Raw genomic sequence first — 18233 nt, 5'->3', positions numbered from 1 at the left:
GAATGAGGGGGATTCCTTGTGCATAGAATGAAACTTTCTTTTTGTTTGTAAATAAAAAGAAGGTAAATCCGTATAATAGCTTGTTTTTGTATAGAGAACATTTATAACGACGGAGAATAGGAGGAAGGCCTTTCGTGTTTTTAAAAAGATTAGAAATAGCAGGGTTTAAGTCTTTTGCTGAGCGTGTATCTGTTGATTTTGTCCCGGGTGTAACTTCTGTAGTAGGACCTAATGGAAGCGGGAAAAGTAATATTACTGATGCAATTCGCTGGGTACTTGGTGAACAATCTGCAAAATCATTACGTGGTGCAAAGATGGAGGATATTATTTTTGCAGGCAGTGATACGAGGAGAGCGGTTAATGTTGCTGAAGTAACAATAACTTTAAATAATGAAGATCAACGTTTACCAATTGAATACAATGAGGTGTGTGTAACACGTCGTGTATCTCGTTCAGGTGAAAGTGATTTTTATATTAATAAACAATCATGTAGATTGAAAGATATTATTGATTTATTTATGGACTCTGGTATGGGAAGAGAAGCTTTTTCAATTATTAGCCAGGGGAAAGTGGAAGAGATTTTAAGTAGTAAGTCAGAAGAGCGTCGAGGTGTATTTGAAGAAGCGGCAGGCGTACTAAAATACAAACTTCGCAAAAAGAAAGCTGAAGGAAAATTAGAAGAAACACAAGAAAACTTAAATCGTGTACAAGATATAATTCATGAATTAAGTAGTCAAGTAGAACCTTTAGAAAGACAAGCTTCTATTGCGAAAGATTATCTTGAGAATAAAGAAGAATTAGAGAAAGTAGAAGCTGCGCTTATTGTCCATGAAATTGAAGAATTGCATGAGAAATGGGAAGCACTTCGAAATCAGTTTGGGCATAATAAAAATGAAGAAGCTAAAATGTCAACGAATTTACAAAAAAGTGAAGAAGAACTTGAGGAATTACGAGGACAATTACAAGCGGTAGATGAGTCTGTAGACTCGTTGCAAGAGGTACTTCTTCTTTCTAGTAAAGAGCTAGAAAAACTAGAAGGGCAGCGCGAGTTGTTAAAAGAGAGAAAGCAAAATGCTACGACGCATTGTGCGCAACTTGAGCAGTTAATTGTTGAATTAACAGAGAAAGCTAAAATTTACGATGGTGAGATTGAGTCAAGTACAGAAGCTTTAATGCAATTTGTGAATGAAGTAAAAGAGTTGGAGCAAAAATTGCATGATAATGAGCAATTGCTTGCTACTTTTGCTGACAATTTAGAGGAACAGATTGAGAATTTAAAAGGTGACTATATTGAACTTTTAAATCAACAAGCTAGTCATCGCAATGAATTATCTATGATTGAAGAACAATCTAAACAGCAAACGTCTAAAAACGAGCGTCTAGATGAAGAGAATGCGAAATATGTAGAAATGCGTATGGAAATTACAGCGAAAAAGACGAAACTTGTAGAAAGTTACGAACAAGCGAAAGAAAAAGTAGCGGGCATTCTCTCAAACATACAGAAGACAGAGGCGGCACTTGGGAAATGTAAGACGCAGTATAGTGAAAATGAAACAAAACTATACCAAGCATACCAATTTGTGCAACAGGCACGTTCTCGAAAAGAAATGCTTGAAGAGATGCAAGAAGATTATTCTGGCTTCTATCAAGGTGTACGTGAAGTATTGAAAGCTAGAGAAAATAGGTTGCAAGGTATCGAGGGTGCTGTTGCGGAACTGTTAACGGTTCCGAAAGAATACGAAGTTGCAATGGAAATCGCTCTAGGTGCAGCGATGCAGCATATTGTTGTACAAACAGAGGAGCATGCTCGTAATGCGATTGCATTTTTAAAGCAAAATAAACACGGACGTGCAACGTTTTTACCGCAAGCTGTTATTAAAAGCAGATCGTTATCATTTGAGCAATTACGCATTGCAAATCAACACCCATCGTTTGTAGGTGTGGCGGCAGAACTTGTGCAGTACAACAATAAATATGAAAATGTAGTTTCAAATTTATTAGGTACTGTTATTGTTGCGAAAGATTTACGCGGAGCAAATGAGTTGGCGAAACAACTGCAATACCGTTATCGCATTGTAACAATTGAAGGTGACGTAGTGAATCCTGGCGGTTCTATGACTGGTGGGGCGGTAAAACAAGCGAAATCTTCTTTATTAGGACGCCAACGTGAACTGGAAGAGTGGACTCGCAAGTTAACTGATATGGAAGAAAAAACAACGAAGTTAGAAAACTTTGTTAAAGCAGTAAAACAAGAGATTCAAGAAAAAGAAGTGAAAATACGCGAACTAAGGCAAACTGTAGAAGTGGATCGTGTAGAAGAGCAGAAATTAAGAGAAGAGATTAATCGTTTAGAATTAGACGAACATCGTATTAATGACCGCTTGTCTATTTATGATTTAGAGATTGAAGGGTTTTTACAAGATCGAGTAAAAATGCAAGGGCGTAAAGAGGAGTTAGAAGGGATTTTAGCGAATCTTCAAGCTGATATCACTGAGTTAGATAGTAAAATTGTAGCTTTAACAAAACAAAAAAGTGAGCAACATTCTTCGAAAGAAAAAGTTCAAAAAGAAATGACTGAATTAAAAGTGCTGGCAGCTGAAAAGCAACAACGCTTATCTAATCAAAAAGAAAAAGTTGAACGATTGACGAAGGAAAAAGAAGAAACGGATGCGACACTTGTAAAAACGAAAGAGGATTTAGCATTCTTAAAACAAGAAATGACATCTAATTCAAGTGGTGAAGAGCAAATTACGAATATGATTGAGAAGAAAGCGTATGATCGTAATCAAACTTCAGAATTAATTCGCTCTCGTCGTGAACAACGTGTATCGTTGCAAGAGAGAGTAGAACATTTAGAACGCAATTTGAAAGAAACGACAGGTAAACATAAATATATTCTTGAAATGTTGAAAGATCAAGAAGTGAGAATAAACCGACTTGATGTAGAGTTGGAAAATAGATTACAACATTTACGTGAAACATATACGATTTCATTTGAAGCGGCGAAACTAAAATATACAATGACAATGCCTGCAGAAGATGCGCGTAAGAAAGTAAAATTAATCAAATTATCCATAGAAGAGTTAGGTACAGTGAACCTAGGGGCAATTGATGAATATGAACGTGTAGCGGAGCGTCATACATTCTTACTAGAGCAGAGAGACGATCTAGAAGAAGCGAAAACGACATTGCACCAGCTTATTACCGAAATGGATGAAGAAATGAAAAAACGCTTTTCTACTACGTTTGAAGGCATTAGAATGGAATTTCAATCGGTATTCTCTGAATTATTTGGAGGCGGTAGAGCGGATTTAGTAATGACTAATCCAGAGGATTTACTAAATACGGGTATTGATATTGTAGCACAACCGCCAGGGAAGAAATTGCAGAACTTAGGTTTACTTTCAGGTGGAGAGCGTGCTTTAACGGCAATTGCGCTTTTATTTGGTATTTTAAAAGTGCGCCCAGTACCGTTCTGTGTACTAGATGAGGTAGAGGCCGCCCTTGATGAAGCGAATGTAGCTCGTTTTGCACAGTATTTAAAGAAATTTAGTGATGAGACGCAGTTTATTGTAATTACACATAGAAAAGGTACAATGGAAGAGTCTGATGTGTTGTACGGTGTAACAATGCAAGAATCAGGGGTATCTAAACTTGTTTCGGTTCGTTTAGATGCCGGAGAAGAACTTATTGCAAGTGAATAGGAAGGATGGGAAAGTATGAGTTTTTTTAAAAAACTAAAAGAAAAAATTTCAAAACAAACGGATACAGTTACAGAGAAATTTAAACACGGATTAGAAAAAACTAGAAATTCATTTGCGGATAAAGTGAATGATTTAGTGTATCGTTACCGTAAAGTGGACGAAGATTTCTTCGAAGAGTTAGAAGAAATCTTAATTGGTGCAGACGTTGGCGTTGCGACGGTAATGGAATTAATTGATCAATTGAAAGAAGAAGTACAACGTCGTAATATTCAAGATCCAAAAGAAGTACAAGCTGTTATTTCAGAAAAACTAGTGGGAATTTACAAAGGTGACAGCGATTTTAGTAACGAAATTAATATGCAAGAGGACCAATTAACGGTTGTTTTATTTGTTGGTGTTAACGGTGTAGGAAAAACGACAACAATTGGTAAACTTGCGCATAAGTTTAAATCAGAAGGTAAGTCAGTCCTATTGGCAGCAGGAGACACATTCCGTGCTGGGGCGATTGAACAATTAGAAGTATGGGGCGATCGTGTTGGTGTAGAAGTGATTAAACAAGGATCTGGATCTGATCCAGCGGCGGTTATGTATGACGCTGTACAAGCTGCGAAAGCACGTAAGGTAGATGTATTACTATGTGACACAGCAGGACGCTTGCAAAATAAAGTAAACTTAATGAAAGAGTTAGAGAAGGTGAAGCGTGTAATTGAGCGTGAAGTACCAGGTGCTCCTCATGAAGTATTGCTTGTTATTGATGCAACAACAGGACAAAACGGTTTAAGCCAAGCGAAAACATTCCGGGAGGCAACGAATGTAACTGGTATTGTTTTAACGAAGTTAGATGGAACTGCTAAAGGTGGTATTGTATTAGCGATTCGTAACGAAATGGATGTACCGGTGAAGTTTGTTGGATTAGGAGAGCAAATGGATGATTTGCAGCAGTTTGATCCAGAACAATATGTGTATGGTTTATTTGCGAACTTAGTAGAAACAGAAGAAGTATAAGCGAAAGAAGCGGTATTTCCGCTTCTTTTTCTATAAAAATATATGATGTTAAGAAAAAAACTTGACACTCTTTTGGACTCCATGTAAACTAATTCATGTAAAGGGAAATCACTTAACAAAGGATGATCCAACATGCTCGAAAAAACAACGAGAATGAACTATTTATTTGATTTTTATCAATCGTTGTTAACGCAAAAACAAAGAAGTTATATGTCGCTTTATTATCTAGATGATTTATCTCTTGGTGAAATTGCGGAAGAATTTGATGTAAGTCGCCAAGCCGTGTATGATAACATTAAACGGACTGAAGCGATGCTTGAAGAATATGAAGAAAAATTAGTATTACTTCAAAAGTTTCAAGAGCGACAGCGACTTGTTGCAAAGCTAAAACAGCTAATCAGCGAAGAAGAGCATGTGAATGAAGAAATGAAACAAGTTGTTGAAGCTATCGAAAAATTAGATTAGGAGGGCGGCAATATGGCATTTGAAGGATTAGCCGACCGACTTCAACAGACAATGCAAAAAATCCGCGGCAAAGGAAAAGTTTCTGAAGCCGATGTGAAAGAAATGATGAGAGAAGTTCGTCTAGCTCTTTTAGAAGCAGATGTTAACTTTAAAGTAGTAAAAGATTTTGTGAAGCGTGTGTCTGAACGTGCTGTCGGACAAGATGTAATGAAAAGTTTGACACCTGGACAACAAGTAATTAAAGTTGTACAGGAAGAACTTACAGAACTTATGGGCGGAGAGCAGAGCAAAATTGCTGTTGCTAATAAGCCACCGACTGTTATTATGATGGTTGGTCTGCAAGGTGCGGGTAAAACAACGACGACAGGTAAGCTTGCGAATTTGCTTCGTAAAAAGCATAATCGTAAACCGATGCTTGTTGCAGCTGATATTTACCGTCCAGCAGCAATTAAACAGCTTGAAACATTAGGGAAGCAATTGGACATGCCTGTATTTTCTTTAGGAGATCAAGTAAGTCCTGTTGAAATTGCGAAACAAGCGATTGCAAAAGCAAAAGAAGATCATCATGATTATGTTTTAATCGATACAGCGGGTCGCCTGCATATTGATGAAGAACTAATGGATGAATTAGCGAAAGTTAAAGAAGTTGCGAAACCGGATGAAATTTTCCTTGTTGTCGATGCGATGACGGGACAAGACGCGGTAAATGTTGCACAAAGTTTCCATGAACAGTTAGGTTTAACAGGTGTTGTATTAACGAAATTAGATGGTGATACGCGCGGTGGTGCTGCATTATCTATTAAGGCTGTAACAAACACACCGATTAAATTTGCTGGTATGGGTGAAAAACTAGATGCAATTGAAGCGTTCCATCCAGAGCGTATGGCATCCCGTATTTTAGGGATGGGCGATGTCTTAACATTGATTGAAAAAGCGCAAGCTACAGTTGATGAAGAGAAAGCAAAAGAACTTGAGCAAAAAATGCGTACGCTTTCGTTTACGCTTGACGATTTCCTAGAACAACTTGGACAAGTGCGTCAACTTGGGCCGCTTGATGAATTGTTAGGAATGCTTCCTGGTGCAAATAAAATTAAAGGGCTGAAAAATGCGCAAGTTGATGAAAAACAAATTGGGCATATTGAGGCAATTATTCGTTCTATGACTAAATTAGAACGAGAACAACCGGAAATAATCAATGCTAGTCGCAAAAAGCGCATTGCCAAAGGTAGCGGTACAACTGTACAAGAAATCAATCGTCTAATCAAACAATTCGATGACATGAAAAAAATGATGAAGACGATGACTGGAATGCAAAAAGGCAAGAAAAAAGGACTAGGTGGATTGAAGTTTCCATTCATGTAAGGAAAAAAAGATGGCTCTGTTAAGAAAAAATACTTTACAAAGCAATAGTCTTTTTGCTAATATAATTATCTGTGTGAAATAAATTCGGAGGTGCTTTATAAATGGCAGTTAAAATTCGTTTAAAACGTATGGGAGCTAAAAAAACTCCTTTCTATCGTGTAGTTGTTGCAGATTCTCGTTCTCCTCGTGACGGACGTTTCATTGAGGAAATCGGAACTTACAATCCAGTTGCTCAACCAGCTGAAGTTAAGATCAACGAAGAAGCAGCATTAAAATGGTTAGGAAATGGTGCTAAACCATCTGATACAGTTCGTAACTTATTCTCTAACCAAGGTATCATGGAGAAATTCCACTTATCTAAACAAGGTAAGTAATTGAGGCAATGACTATGAAGAAGTTAGTCGAGACGATTGTCAAGCCTCTTGTCGATCATCCTGAAGATGTAAAAGTTACACAGGAACTTTACAACGGAGAGATAAAGTATCGATTAACTGTACATCCTGAGGATGTTGGAAAAGTCATTGGAAAGCAAGGGAGAGTTGCGAAAGCGATTCGAATGCTCTTGTATTCAGTGGGACATCATAATGATGAAAAAGTAACACTGGAAATTCAATAAACGTAAAAAGGGCGAGGAGTTATTCCTCTCCCTTTTTTAACATTTAAATAGAGATTGCATGTTCCATCTATGAAATGGAGATGCTTAATTTATATAGAAACCAGGGGTGACATACTATTTATGACAAAATGGTTTAACGTAGGGAAAATTGTAAATACTCATGGCGTAAGAGGAGAAATCCGTGTTATTTCTCGTACTGATTTTCCAGAAGAGCGATATAAAGTAGGAAACACACTATACATATCGAATGAGAAAGACACAGACTACCTTCCGGTGAAGGTAACTTCTCATCGCCAACATAAGACATTCGATTTATTAACATTTGAAGGATATAACAATGTAGATGAAGTAGAGAAGTTTAAAGGTTCTTTAATAAAAGTACCAGAAGAGCAGTTAGGCGAACTTGCTGAAGGTGAATACTACTATCACGAAATTATTGGTTGCAGCGTTGTAACGGAAGAAGGAGAAGCGCTAGGGACAATCAAAGAAATTCTCTCTCCTGGTGCAAATGATGTTTGGGTGATTAAACGTCCGAAGGGTCAAGATCTTTTAATTCCTTATATTGATGACGTTGTACTTCAAGTTAATATTGAAAATAAATTAGTAACCATTCATGTAATGGAAGGGTTGCTATAATGAAAATTGATATTTTAACGTTGTTCCCAGACATGTTTACCGGTGTATTTGGATCTTCTATATTAAAGAAGGCGCAAGAAAAAGAAGCGGTAAACCTTCGTGTTGTTAACTTTCGTGATTATACAACAAGTAAGCATAATAGCGTAGACGATTATCCTTACGGCGGAGGAGCTGGTATGGTGCTTACTCCTCAGCCTATTTTTGATGCTGTAGAAGATTTGACGAAAGAGACAGAGCGTAAGCCGAGAGTTGTCTTAATGTGTCCGCAGGGCGAAAGATTTACGCAGAAGAAAGCGGAAGAGCTTGCAGAGGAAGAACATTTGATCTTTGTATGTGGGCATTATGAAGGGTATGACGAACGAATTCGTGAGCATCTCGTAACGGATGAGATTTCTATTGGTGACTATGTATTAACGGGCGGAGAATTAGCTTCTATGGTTATTACTGATAGTGTTGTACGTCTCTTGCCAGGCGTGCTAGGAAATCATGCTTCACAAGTGGAGGATTCGTTTAGTACAGGTTTATTAGAGCATCCTCATTATACACGTCCGGCTGATTTTCGTGGTATGAAGGTACCGGATGTATTAATGTCAGGGAATCATAAAAATATTGACGAATGGCGACATAAGGAATCTTTGCGCCGTACGTATACGCGTAGACCTGATTTGTTAGATGATAGAGATCTATCTAAACAAGAGAAAAAATGGCTTGAGGAAATAAAGCGAGAGCAGTAATAACTTCATATATTTGCTATTGCAACAGGCCTAGTAATATGCTATTATAACATTTGTGCTACTGAAATCAGTAGCCGTATTAACGATGTTCCGCTGTAATTTATTAAGACTTTATAAGAGCATCTGTTTAAAGGAGAGAATTTAATATGCAACAATTAATCGCAGAAATTACAAAAGGCCAATTAAAAACTGACCTTCCTTCATTCCGTCCTGGTGACACTTTACGTGTACACGTAAAAGTTGTTGAGGGAACTCGTGAAAGAATTCAGCTTTTCGAAGGTGTTGTAATTAAACGTCGTGGTGGCGGAATTAGTGAAACATTCACAGTTCGTAAGATTTCTTACGGTGTAGGTGTTGAGCGTACATTCCCAGTTCACACGCCAAGAATCGCGAAAATCGAAGTACTTCGCCGTGGTAAAGTACGTCGTGCTAAGTTATACTACTTACGTAACCTTCGCGGTAAAAAAGCACGTATTAAAGAAATTCGATAAGACATGTATGGGAGCTTGTAAATGCACAAGCTCCCTTTTTCCAATCTATATGAAATTTTGGTATAATACGAACAGCTTACATAACCGTGGAGGGGAAATGCATGAAAAAAGAGAAGAGTTCACTTTGGGAATGGATTAAAGCAATTTTGATTGCTGTTGTATTAGCTGGTGTTATTAGACAGTTTTTCTTTGCTCCAATTCTCGTAGACGGGGTATCGATGGCACCTACTTTACATGATCGTGATCGAATGATTGTGAATAAAATTGGTTATCACATTGGAGATCCAAAACGCTTTGATATTATCGTATTTCGAGCAACAGAAGATAAAGATTACATTAAGCGCATTATAGGCCTGCCAGGCGATGAAATAGAGTATCGTAATGATAAACTGTATGTTAACGGAAAGGCTTATGAGGAGCCGTATTTAGACAAGCAGAAAAAGCAAATTGCTGACGGACCGCTTACATATGATTTTAATCTTGAAGAAATGACAGGCAAGAAAACTGTTCCAAAAGATCAATTATTTGTTTTAGGTGATAATCGTCGTTTTAGTAAAGATAGCCGTTCAATCGGTACGATTTCAAAGGATCAAGTAATTGGTAAAGCCAATATGTTATATTGGCCGTTAGAAGACGCACGTATTGTGAAATAAATGAAAAAGAAGGTGGCAACATGGTAATTCAATGGTTTCCAGGGCATATGGCGAAGGCTAGACGCCAAGTAACGGAGAAATTAAAATTAATTGATGTTGTAATTGAGCTTGTAGATGCTCGATTACCATTATCATCTCGAAACCCAATGATTGATGAAATCATTACACATAAGCCGAGGCTTGTTGTTTTAAATAAAGCGGATATGGCAGATGATCGTTTAACAAAACAATGGATCGCATATTTTAAAGAAAAAGGCCATATGGCAATTTCGATTAATGCGCAAGCTGGACAAGGTATGAAAGAAATTGCAGCAGCTTGTAAAGTGCTTGTTAAAGAAAAATTTGATAAAATGGTTGCAAAAGGTATTAGACCGAGAGCGATTCGCGCATTAATTGTAGGTATACCAAATGTTGGTAAATCTACATTAATTAATAAATTGGCAAAGAAAAATATTGCTAAAACAGGAGATCGTCCAGGTGTGACAACAGCTCAACAATGGATTAAAGTTGGGAAGGAAATGGAATTGTTAGATACGCCAGGTATTCTGTGGCCTAAATTTGAAGATCAATTAGTGGGTCTTCGCTTAGCGACGACGGGTGCAATTAAAGATTCAATTTTAAATTTACAAGATGTAGCTGTTTACGCATTACGTTTTATGGAGAAACATTATCCAGAACGCTTGAAAGAACGTTACAATTTAAATGAGATTCCAGAAGATATTGTGGAATTATTCGATGCAATTGGAAAAAATAGAGGCTGCTTAATGGGCGGCGGAATGATTGATTATGATAAGACATCTGAGCTTGTACTTCGTGAGCTTCGTGGTGGCAAACTTGGAAAAATGACGTTTGAGACACCGGAAGAGTTTGCAGAGCAAGTAGAAGATGTGGAAAAAATAGAAGAAGTATAAGACGTGCGTTTGTGCGTCTTTTCTTTTTGGATACGTTTAAAAAGGAGCTTGTATAAATGCAAACAATGACGATAAAAGAAGCGGAAAATGTATTGAAAGAAATTATGAATGAAGAAGATGATCGCTTTCAACTGTTAATGAAAGATGAGCGAAAAGGCGTTCAAAAGCTCGTTTTGAAGTGGTATAAACAAAAAGAGTTAGAACAGAAAGAAAAAGAGAAGTTTTTTGAAATGTCCAAGTATGAAAATGCTTTGCGTGAAAAAGGGGTCACATATATCGCGGGTATTGATGAAGTAGGGCGCGGGCCATTGGCTGGGCCTGTTGTGACGGCAGCTGTCGTTCTTCCTGAGGATTTTTATATTCCAGGGTTAAATGACTCAAAAAAGCTGAGTGAAGCGAAACGTGAGCGTTTTTATGATGAAATAAAAGTACAAGCGATTGCAATTGGAGTTGGAATTGTATCACCGCAAGTTATTGATGAAATTAATATTTACCAAGCAACGAAACAAGCGATGTTAGATGCTGTTGCAAATTTATCTTATACACCCCAACATTTATTAATTGATGCGATGAAGCTTCCCACACCAATTCCGCAAACTTCAATTATTAAAGGTGATGCGAAAAGTGTTTCGATTTCAGCTGCATCCATTATCGCAAAAGTAACGAGAGATCGTATGATGAAAGAACTGGGAGAGAAGTATCCTGAATACGGATTTGAGCAACATATGGGATATGGCACAAAGCAACATTTAGAGGCAATTGAAGTGCATGGAGTATTAGAGGAACACCGAAAGTCATTCGCGCCAATTAAAGATATGATTCAAAAATAAGCTGTAAATATGCAGCTTACTTTTTATTTTGGCATATAAACATTACTATTTCCGAAAAAGAATAAAGCGATTTCAGTTTTCTGACACTTTATTGTAGACAGCGTGCCAATCATCTTATACAATGGCAATGTAATGTTTTTTAAACATTAAAAAACTTTTCGAGTAAAACAGGAAAACAGGGGAGGATGGGACCATGAATATCCATGAGTATCAAGGTAAGGCAGTCCTTAGAAGCTATGGGGTTAGCGTTCCGAACGGGAAGGTTGCATTTACAGTAGAAGAAGCTGTAGAAGCAGCGAAAGAATTAGGAACAGATGTATGTGTAGTGAAAGCACAAATTCACGCTGGTGGACGCGGCAAAGCTGGCGGAGTAAAAGTTGCAAAAAATTTAGATGAAGTTCGTACATATGCAGAAAGCATTTTAGGAACTACACTTGTGACACATCAAACAGGTCCTGAAGGTAAGGAAGTAAAACGCTTACTTATCGAAGAAGGTTGCGATATTAAAAAAGAATATTATGTAGGTCTAGTTTTAGATCGTGCAACTTCTCAAGTTGTTTTAATGGCTTCTGAAGAAGGCGGAACAGAAATTGAAGAAGTAGCAGAAAAAACACCTGAAAAAATCTTTAAAGAATATATTGATCCGGCAGTAGGCTTACAAGGTTTCCAAGCGCGCCGAATTGCATTTAACATCAATATTCCAAAAGAGCTTGTAGGACAAGCTGTGAAGTTTATGATGGGCTTATACCGTGCGTTTATTGAAAAAGATTGCTCTATCGCTGAGATTAACCCACTTGTTACAACAGGTGAAGGTAAAGTTATGGCACTAGATGCAAAATTAAACTTTGATTCCAATGCGTTATATCGCCATAAAGACATTTTAGAGCTTCGTGATCTTGACGAAGAAGATGCAAAAGAAATTGAAGCTTCAAAATACGACTTAAACTACATTCCTTTAGATGGAAATATCGGTTGTATGGTTAATGGTGCAGGTTTAGCGATGGCTACAATGGATATCATTAAACATTACCACGGTGACCCAGCTAACTTCTTAGATGTTGGTGGCGGTGCAACTGCTGAAAAAGTTACAGAAGCATTCAAAATTATCCTTTCTGACAAAAATGTAAAAGGTATCTTCGTTAACATTTTTGGTGGCATTATGAAGTGTGATGTTATTGCAGAAGGTGTTATTGAAGCAACGAAACAGGTAGGTCTTGAGTTACCTTTAGTTGTACGTCTTGAAGGTACAAACGTAGAACTAGGTAAGAAAATTTTAAATGAGTCTGGCTTAAATATTGTTGCAGCAGAATCTATGGCAGACGGTGCACAAAAAATTGTTTCACTAGTGGGCTAATAGAAAGCGGGGGAGAAAAATGAGCGTATTAGTTAATAAAGATACAAAAGTTATTGTTCAAGGTATTACAGGTTCTCAAGGTTTATTCCATACAAAACAAATGATTGAATACGGTACGAAAATTGTCGGTGGTGTAACGCCAGGTAAAGGTGGCACTGATATTGAAGGTGTACCAGTATTTGATACTGTAGAAGATGCAGTGAAAGCAACAGGCGCAAACGCTTCAGTTGTATACGTTCCACCCGCTTTTGCGGCTGATGCAATTATGGAAGCAGTTGATGCAGAAATTGATTTAGTAGTATGTATTACTGAAGGAATTCCTGTATTAGATATGGTAAACGTAAAGAGATATATGGCTGGTAAACATACACGTTTACTTGGACCAAACTGCCCAGGTGTTATCACGCCTGATGAATGTAAAATCGGTATTATGCCAGGATACATTCATAAAAAAGGTCATGTAGGTATCGTATCGCGCTCTGGTACTTTAACGTATGAAGCTGTACATCAGTTAACACAAGAAGGTATTGGACAATCTACTGCTGTAGGTATCGGCGGGGACCCTGTTAACGGTACAGACTTTATTGATGCGTTAAAAGCATTTAATGAAGATGAAGAAACACATGCTGTAATTATGATTGGTGAAATCGGCGGTACAGCAGAAGAAGAGGCAGCTGAATGGGTAAAAGCTAATATGACAAAACCTGTTGTAGGCTTCATTGGTGGTCAAACAGCGCCTGCTGGCAAACGTATGGGCCATGCTGGTGCAATCATTTCTGGCGGTAAAGGAACTGCTGCTGAAAAGATTAAAACAATGGAAGCTTGTGGCATTAAAGTAGCTGAAACTCCAGCAGTTATGGGAGAAACGCTAATCTCTGTTTTAAAAGAAAAAGGTTTATTTGAGACTTGCAAAAACTATTAATCTGTTGAAAGACACCTTCTTACTTGAGGGTGTCTTTTTACACTTTTTCTGTTTACATAATAAAAATTATGGGTAAGGAGAATTGAGATGAAAAGAGAGCGATTATTACATCTTCATTACTTGCTAGCAGATTATTGGAAAGCGATGGAGAGGCTACTATATGTCGATCCAGAATTAAAGAACATATATACTTTTAACGAAAAACAAATGGAATACTACACTGGAATATCCTCGAAAAAATCTTCAGAACTAGTGAAATTTCTTCAAAGTTCAAATCTTCCGCAATATATATCTTATTTAGAGAAAAATCGTATTTTTTATATAACGATATGGGATGAAAATTATCCGCAATTATTACGTGAAATACAAGATCCTCCCTTCGTTTTATATGGAAAAGGAGAGAAAGATTTTCTCAATAAAGTAAATAAATTAGCAGTTGTTGGAACGAGAGAACCATCATTATATGGTCATGAGAGTTTGAAGTTTATTTTACACCCTTTATTAGAAAGAGAGTGGCTTATTGTCAGTGGGTTTGCAAAAGGGATAGATACAATGTCTCATGAGATTACAGTAAGGCATCATTGCCCGACTATTGCGATATTAGGGCACGGATTGTCGTTTATGTATCCGAAAGAAAATAGACGTTTATATGAAATGTGGAAGGAATATATATTGTTATTGACAGAGTATCCTCCGCACTATGCACCGAAAAAATGGTATTTTCCAAAAAGGAACCGGATTGTTAGTGGTATAAGTAAAGGTGTTTTAGTTGTAGAAGCCAAATCGAGAAGTGGAACACTTATTACTGCAGACCTTGCGTTAGAGCAAAATAGAGAGGTGTTTGCGCTTCCTGGACCTATATTTATAGAGGGGGCATCGGGAACGAATCATCTTATTCAACAAGGAGCAAAATTAGTAAGAAATGCAGAAGATATCTTGGAGGAGATTTTAAATTAACCTTATATTTTTAAATTTTTATTAAACAATTATTGACAAATGGTAGATTGGCACTGTATGGTATATTCATTCTTGATTGACAAAAACAAGAGAAATCAATAAGATTAATGAAGACTTGAATCCACCTCTTAAGGAGGCACTAGCATGTCAGATTACCTCGTAATCGTGGAGTCGCCTTCTAAGGCGAAGACCATTGAGAAATATTTAGGGAAAAAATACAAAGTTGTCGCGTCTATGGGACATGTTCGCGATTTGCCAAAAAGTCAAATGGGGATAGAAGTAAAGAACAACTTCACCCCGAAGTATATTACCATTCGTGGTAAAGGTCCCGTCTTGAAGGATTTAAAATCAGCGGCGAAAAAAGCAAAGAAAGTTTATCTCGCGGCCGATCCAGACCGCGAAGGGGAAGCGATTGCTTGGCATTTAGCGAATACGTTAAATGTGGACGTTGAATCAGATTGTCGGGTTGTGTTTAATGAGATTACGAAAGATGCAATCAAAGAATCATTTAAACATCCTCGCGCAATTAATATGGATTTAGTAGATGCACAACAAGCAAGACGCATACTTGATCGTCTTGTTGGTTACAATATTAGTCCTTTATTATGGAAGAAAGTAAAAAAAGGATTAAGTGCAGGGCGTGTACAATCTGTAGCAGTTCGTTTAATCATCGAACGTGAAAAGGAAATTCAAAGCTTTGAACCTGAAGAATTCTGGACAATTAAAACAGAATTTGTAAAAGGAAAAGACACATTTGAAGCAAGTTTTTACGGTGTAGATGGTGAAAAAGTTCAATTAACGAATGAAACGCAAGTGAATGAAATAATTGAACAGATGAAAGACAATGCGTTTTCAGTTGAAAATGTAACGCGCAAAGAGCGAAAACGTAATCCTGCATTACCGTTTACAACATCTTCCTTGCAACAAGAAGCAGCACGTAAGTTAAATATGCGAGCAAAGAAAACGATGATGCTTGCACAGCAATTGTATGAAGGGATAGATCTTGGAAAACAAGGAACTGTAGGTCTTATTACGTATATGAGAACTGATTCAACACGTATCTCAGAAACAGCTCAAACAGAGGCACGTACTTACATCACTGAAGCGTATGGTACGGAATACATAGGAACAGAAAAGAAGAAAGAATCGAAAAAGTCAAATGCACAAGATGCACATGAGGCAATTCGTCCTACTTCGGTAATGAGAAAGCCAGAGGAACTGAAAAGTTTCTTAAGTCGTGATCAACTTCGATTATATAAATTGATTTGGGAGCGATTTGTTGCAAGTCAAATGGCGTCTGCTATAATGGATACTGTGACAGCGAGACTCATTAATAACAATGTTCAGTTCCGTGCAAGTGGATCGGTTGTAAAGTTCCCAGGATTTATGAAAGTGTATGTAGAGTCGAAAGATGATGGTGCGGAAGAAAAGGATAAGATGTTGCCGCCTTTAGAAGTAGGGGAAACTGTATTTTCAAAGGATTTAGAACCGAAGCAACATTTTACACAACCTCCTCCGCGCTATACAGAGGCCCGTCTAGTAAGAACACTTGAAGAACTTGGAATTGGAAGACCGTCGACTTATGTACCTACACTTGAAACGATTCAAAAACGTGGATATGTAGGTTTGGATAATAAACGCTTCGTTCCGACTGAACTTGGTGAAATAGTAATTGAACTTATTTTAGAGTTTTTCCCAGAAATTATTAACATTGAATTTACTGCCAATATGGAGCAAAGCCTTGATGAAGTAGAAGAAGGAAATGCCAATTGGGTGAAAATTGTTGATGATTTCTACGTAGGATTTGAACCGCGCTTAGAAAAAGCGGAAAAAGAAATGCGTGAAGTGGAAATTAAAGATGAGCCAGCTGGGGAAGACTGTGAATTATGCGGACATCCAATGGTCTTTAAAATGGGTAAATACGGGAAGTTTATGGCTTGTTCGAATTTCCCTGATTGTCGTAATACAAAAGCGATTGTGAAAGAAATCGGTGTAACTTGTCCGAAATGTGAAGAAGGACAAATTATTGAGCGTCGCAGTAACAAAAAGAAACGTCTTTTCTATGGATGCGGTACGTATCCAGAGTGTGACTTTGTATCTTGGGATAAGCCAATTGGTCGTAAATGTCCGAAGTGTGAAGGCATGCTTGTAGAGAAAAAGTTAAAAAAAGGCGTGCAAGTACAATGTATTTCGTGCGATTATGAAGAAGAACAACAAATGTGAGCGTAACTGCTCACATTTTTTTCGGGAAGAAAAGGAAAGGTGATATAAATGACAACACAAGTAGTAAACGTCATTGGCGCAGGTCTTGCAGGAAGTGAAGCAGCTTACCAAATTGCAAAACGTGGTGTCCAAGTTAGATTATATGAAATGAGGCCGGTAAGGCAAACACCAGCTCATCACACAGATAAATTTGCTGAATTAGTATGTAGTAACTCACTTCGTGCAAACACTTTAACAAATGCAGTTGGAGTTATTAAAGAGGAAATGCGTTTAATGGATTCTGTAATTATTCGTGCGGCAGACGAGTGCTCTGTACCAGCTGGAGGTGCTTTAGCTGTAGACCGTCATGAGTTCGCAGCTAAAGTAACAGAATACGTAAAAAACCATCCGAATGTAACTGTAGTGAACGAAGAGCTTACTGAAATTCCAGAAGGACCAACAATTATTGCAACAGGTCCACTTACATCTCCTGATCTTGCTGCACAATTAAAAGAACTAACAGGTGAAGATTATTTCTATTTCTACGATGCGGCAGCACCAATCGTAGAAAAAGACAGCATTGACATGAATAAAGTATATTTAAAATCGCGTTATGACAAAGGTGAAGCTGCATATTTAAATTGCCCAATGACAGAAGAAGAGTTTGACCGTTTTTATGAGGCTTTAATTGCTGCTGAGACAGTGCCTTTAAAAGAGTTTGAAAAAGAAATTTTCTTTGAAGGTTGTATGCCAGTAGAAGTTATGGCAAGTAGAGGGAGACAGACGCTAGTATTTGGACCTATGAAACCTGTTGGATTGGAAGATCCAAAAACAGGAAAAACGCCATATGCTGTTGTTCAGTTGCGTCAAGATGATGCAGCGGGAACTTTATACAATATCGTAGGTTTCCAAACGCATTTAAAATGGGGACCACAAAAAGAAGTGCTACAGTTAATTCCGGGACTGGAAAATGCAGAGATTGTACGTTATGGTGTAATGCATCGTAATACGTTTATTAATTCACCTAATTTGCTTCGTCCAACATATCAATATAAACAACGTGATGATTTATTCTTCGCTGGTCAAATGACTGGAGTAGAGGGATATGTTGAATCAGCAGCATCAGGATTATTAGCGGGAATTAATGCTGCACGTCTTGTGCAAGGTGAAGAGCCAGTTGTATTACCGTCAGTAACTGCAATGGGTAGCATGGCAAATTACATTACGGCAACGAATGCTAAAAACTTCCAACCGATGAATGCGAACTTCGGTCTATTTGCACCGTTAGAGAAAAAGATCAAAAAGAAAGCGGAACGAAATGAAGCATACGCAACACGCGCTTTAGAAACAATTCAAAATTTTGTAAATATTTAGTTAAATTTCTTGCAAAG

At 37.6% G+C, this 18233-nt stretch carries 17 protein-coding genes; all 17 read left to right on the top strand.

The features are described from left to right. Window positions 1-134: 134 nt before the first annotated feature. The 17 genes from smc to trmFO all read left to right on the top strand — a co-directional run bounded on the left by smc (window position 135) and on the right by trmFO (window position 18216). Complete coding sequence (smc, locus tag DN400_RS20165; RefSeq protein WP_072940525.1) at window positions 135-3704, top strand: chromosome segregation protein SMC; 3570 nt, start codon at window positions 135-137, stop codon at window positions 3702-3704. A 15-nt stretch (window positions 3705-3719) separates the two neighbouring features. Further along, the gene (gene ftsY / locus DN400_RS20160) at window positions 3720-4709 is read left to right on the top strand and encodes a signal recognition particle-docking protein FtsY (RefSeq protein ID WP_000007642.1); all 990 of its coding nucleotides are present in this window, start codon (window positions 3720-3722) and stop codon (window positions 4707-4709) included. Window positions 4710-4841: 132 nt separating this feature from the next. Beyond that, a complete protein-coding gene (locus DN400_RS20155; RefSeq protein WP_000891062.1) occupies window positions 4842-5174 on the top strand; it encodes a putative DNA-binding protein in 333 nt (110 codons plus the stop codon). A 12-nt stretch (window positions 5175-5186) separates the two neighbouring features. Continuing rightward, on the top strand, window positions 5187-6536 hold the full coding sequence (ffh, locus tag DN400_RS20150) for a signal recognition particle protein (protein ID WP_000863460.1): 1350 nt from the start codon (window positions 5187-5189) through the stop codon (window positions 6534-6536). Between the two features lie 101 nt (window positions 6537-6637). Beyond that, a complete protein-coding gene (rpsP, locus tag DN400_RS20145) occupies window positions 6638-6910 on the top strand; it encodes a 30S ribosomal protein S16 (protein WP_000268750.1) in 273 nt (90 codons plus the stop codon). 14 nt (window positions 6911-6924) lie between these two features. Continuing rightward, on the top strand, window positions 6925-7152 hold the full coding sequence (locus DN400_RS20140; RefSeq protein ID WP_000737399.1) for a KH domain-containing protein: 228 nt from the start codon (window positions 6925-6927) through the stop codon (window positions 7150-7152). A 120-nt stretch (window positions 7153-7272) separates the two neighbouring features. Then, on the top strand, window positions 7273-7788 hold the full coding sequence (gene rimM / locus DN400_RS20135; protein ID WP_000170272.1) for a ribosome maturation factor RimM: 516 nt from the start codon (window positions 7273-7275) through the stop codon (window positions 7786-7788). Further along, a complete protein-coding gene (trmD, locus tag DN400_RS20130) occupies window positions 7788-8522 on the top strand; it encodes a tRNA (guanosine(37)-N1)-methyltransferase TrmD (RefSeq protein ID WP_000686899.1) in 735 nt (244 codons plus the stop codon). Before rimM ends, trmD begins: the two co-directional genes overlap by 1 nt. A 146-nt stretch (window positions 8523-8668) precedes the next feature. After that, entirely contained in the window at window positions 8669-9013 is a 345-nt protein-coding gene (gene rplS / locus DN400_RS20125) for a 50S ribosomal protein L19 (protein ID WP_001186516.1), read from the top strand. A gap of 101 nt (window positions 9014-9114) precedes the next feature. Further along, on the top strand, window positions 9115-9666 hold the full coding sequence (lepB, locus tag DN400_RS20120; RefSeq protein WP_000711852.1) for a signal peptidase I: 552 nt from the start codon (window positions 9115-9117) through the stop codon (window positions 9664-9666). A gap of 20 nt (window positions 9667-9686) precedes the next feature. Further along, a complete protein-coding gene (gene ylqF, locus DN400_RS20115; protein ID WP_000236702.1) occupies window positions 9687-10577 on the top strand; it encodes a ribosome biogenesis GTPase YlqF in 891 nt (296 codons plus the stop codon). A 56-nt stretch (window positions 10578-10633) separates the two neighbouring features. Then, the gene (locus DN400_RS20110) at window positions 10634-11407 is read left to right on the top strand and encodes a ribonuclease HII (RefSeq protein WP_001194269.1); all 774 of its coding nucleotides are present in this window, start codon (window positions 10634-10636) and stop codon (window positions 11405-11407) included. Between the two features lie 193 nt (window positions 11408-11600). Continuing rightward, window positions 11601-12761: an ADP-forming succinate--CoA ligase subunit beta gene (sucC, locus tag DN400_RS20105; RefSeq protein ID WP_001020790.1), complete on the top strand. Its 1161-nt coding sequence runs from the start codon at window positions 11601-11603 to the stop codon at window positions 12759-12761. A gap of 19 nt (window positions 12762-12780) precedes the next feature. Further along, entirely contained in the window at window positions 12781-13683 is a 903-nt protein-coding gene (gene sucD / locus DN400_RS20100) for a succinate--CoA ligase subunit alpha (RefSeq protein WP_000115178.1), read from the top strand. Between the two features lie 87 nt (window positions 13684-13770). Beyond that, window positions 13771-14640 (top strand): DNA-processing protein DprA, encoded by an 870-nt coding sequence (dprA, locus tag DN400_RS20095; protein WP_098255745.1) that lies wholly within the window; start codon window positions 13771-13773, stop codon window positions 14638-14640. Between the two features lie 144 nt (window positions 14641-14784). Beyond that, the gene (gene topA, locus DN400_RS20090) at window positions 14785-16863 is read left to right on the top strand and encodes a type I DNA topoisomerase (RefSeq protein WP_001286955.1); all 2079 of its coding nucleotides are present in this window, start codon (window positions 14785-14787) and stop codon (window positions 16861-16863) included. Window positions 16864-16911: 48 nt separating this feature from the next. Continuing rightward, window positions 16912-18216, top strand: coding sequence for an FADH(2)-oxidizing methylenetetrahydrofolate--tRNA-(uracil(54)-C(5))-methyltransferase TrmFO (gene trmFO, locus DN400_RS20085; protein WP_000213006.1), 1305 nt, complete (start codon window positions 16912-16914; stop codon window positions 18214-18216). Window positions 18217-18233: the final 17 nt, after the last annotated feature.

This window comes from Bacillus sp. AR8-1, from assembly GCF_008042345.1.
GTDB classification, from domain to species: domain Bacteria; phylum Bacillota; class Bacilli; order Bacillales; family Bacillaceae_G; genus Bacillus_A; species Bacillus_A cereus.
This window is presented reverse-complemented; position numbering and strand designations above follow the sequence as displayed.

What these genes read in the sequence shown, in the direction of transcription:
- trmD (WP_000686899.1), top strand. Translation starts at nt 7,788, where the DNA reads ATGAAAATTGATATTTTAACGTTGTTCCCAGACATGTTTACCGGTGTA.
- trmFO (WP_000213006.1), top strand. Translation starts at nt 16,912, where the DNA reads ATGACAACACAAGTAGTAAACGTCATTGGCGCAGGTCTTGCAGGAAGT.
- dprA (WP_098255745.1), top strand. Translation starts at nt 13,771, where the DNA reads ATGAAAAGAGAGCGATTATTACATCTTCATTACTTGCTAGCAGATTAT.
- ffh (WP_000863460.1), top strand. Translation starts at nt 5,187, where the DNA reads ATGGCATTTGAAGGATTAGCCGACCGACTTCAACAGACAATGCAAAAA.
- rplS (WP_001186516.1), top strand. Translation starts at nt 8,669, where the DNA reads ATGCAACAATTAATCGCAGAAATTACAAAAGGCCAATTAAAAACTGAC.
- ftsY (WP_000007642.1), top strand. Translation starts at nt 3,720, where the DNA reads ATGAGTTTTTTTAAAAAACTAAAAGAAAAAATTTCAAAACAAACGGAT.
- lepB (WP_000711852.1), top strand. Translation starts at nt 9,115, where the DNA reads ATGAAAAAAGAGAAGAGTTCACTTTGGGAATGGATTAAAGCAATTTTG.
- DN400_RS20155 (WP_000891062.1), top strand. Translation starts at nt 4,842, where the DNA reads ATGCTCGAAAAAACAACGAGAATGAACTATTTATTTGATTTTTATCAA.
- DN400_RS20140 (WP_000737399.1), top strand. Translation starts at nt 6,925, where the DNA reads ATGAAGAAGTTAGTCGAGACGATTGTCAAGCCTCTTGTCGATCATCCT.
- sucD (WP_000115178.1), top strand. Translation starts at nt 12,781, where the DNA reads ATGAGCGTATTAGTTAATAAAGATACAAAAGTTATTGTTCAAGGTATT.
- rimM (WP_000170272.1), top strand. Translation starts at nt 7,273, where the DNA reads ATGACAAAATGGTTTAACGTAGGGAAAATTGTAAATACTCATGGCGTA.
- topA (WP_001286955.1), top strand. Translation starts at nt 14,785, where the DNA reads ATGTCAGATTACCTCGTAATCGTGGAGTCGCCTTCTAAGGCGAAGACC.
- ylqF (WP_000236702.1), top strand. Translation starts at nt 9,687, where the DNA reads ATGGTAATTCAATGGTTTCCAGGGCATATGGCGAAGGCTAGACGCCAA.
- sucC (WP_001020790.1), top strand. Translation starts at nt 11,601, where the DNA reads ATGAATATCCATGAGTATCAAGGTAAGGCAGTCCTTAGAAGCTATGGG.
- rpsP (WP_000268750.1), top strand. Translation starts at nt 6,638, where the DNA reads ATGGCAGTTAAAATTCGTTTAAAACGTATGGGAGCTAAAAAAACTCCT.
- DN400_RS20110 (WP_001194269.1), top strand. Translation starts at nt 10,634, where the DNA reads ATGCAAACAATGACGATAAAAGAAGCGGAAAATGTATTGAAAGAAATT.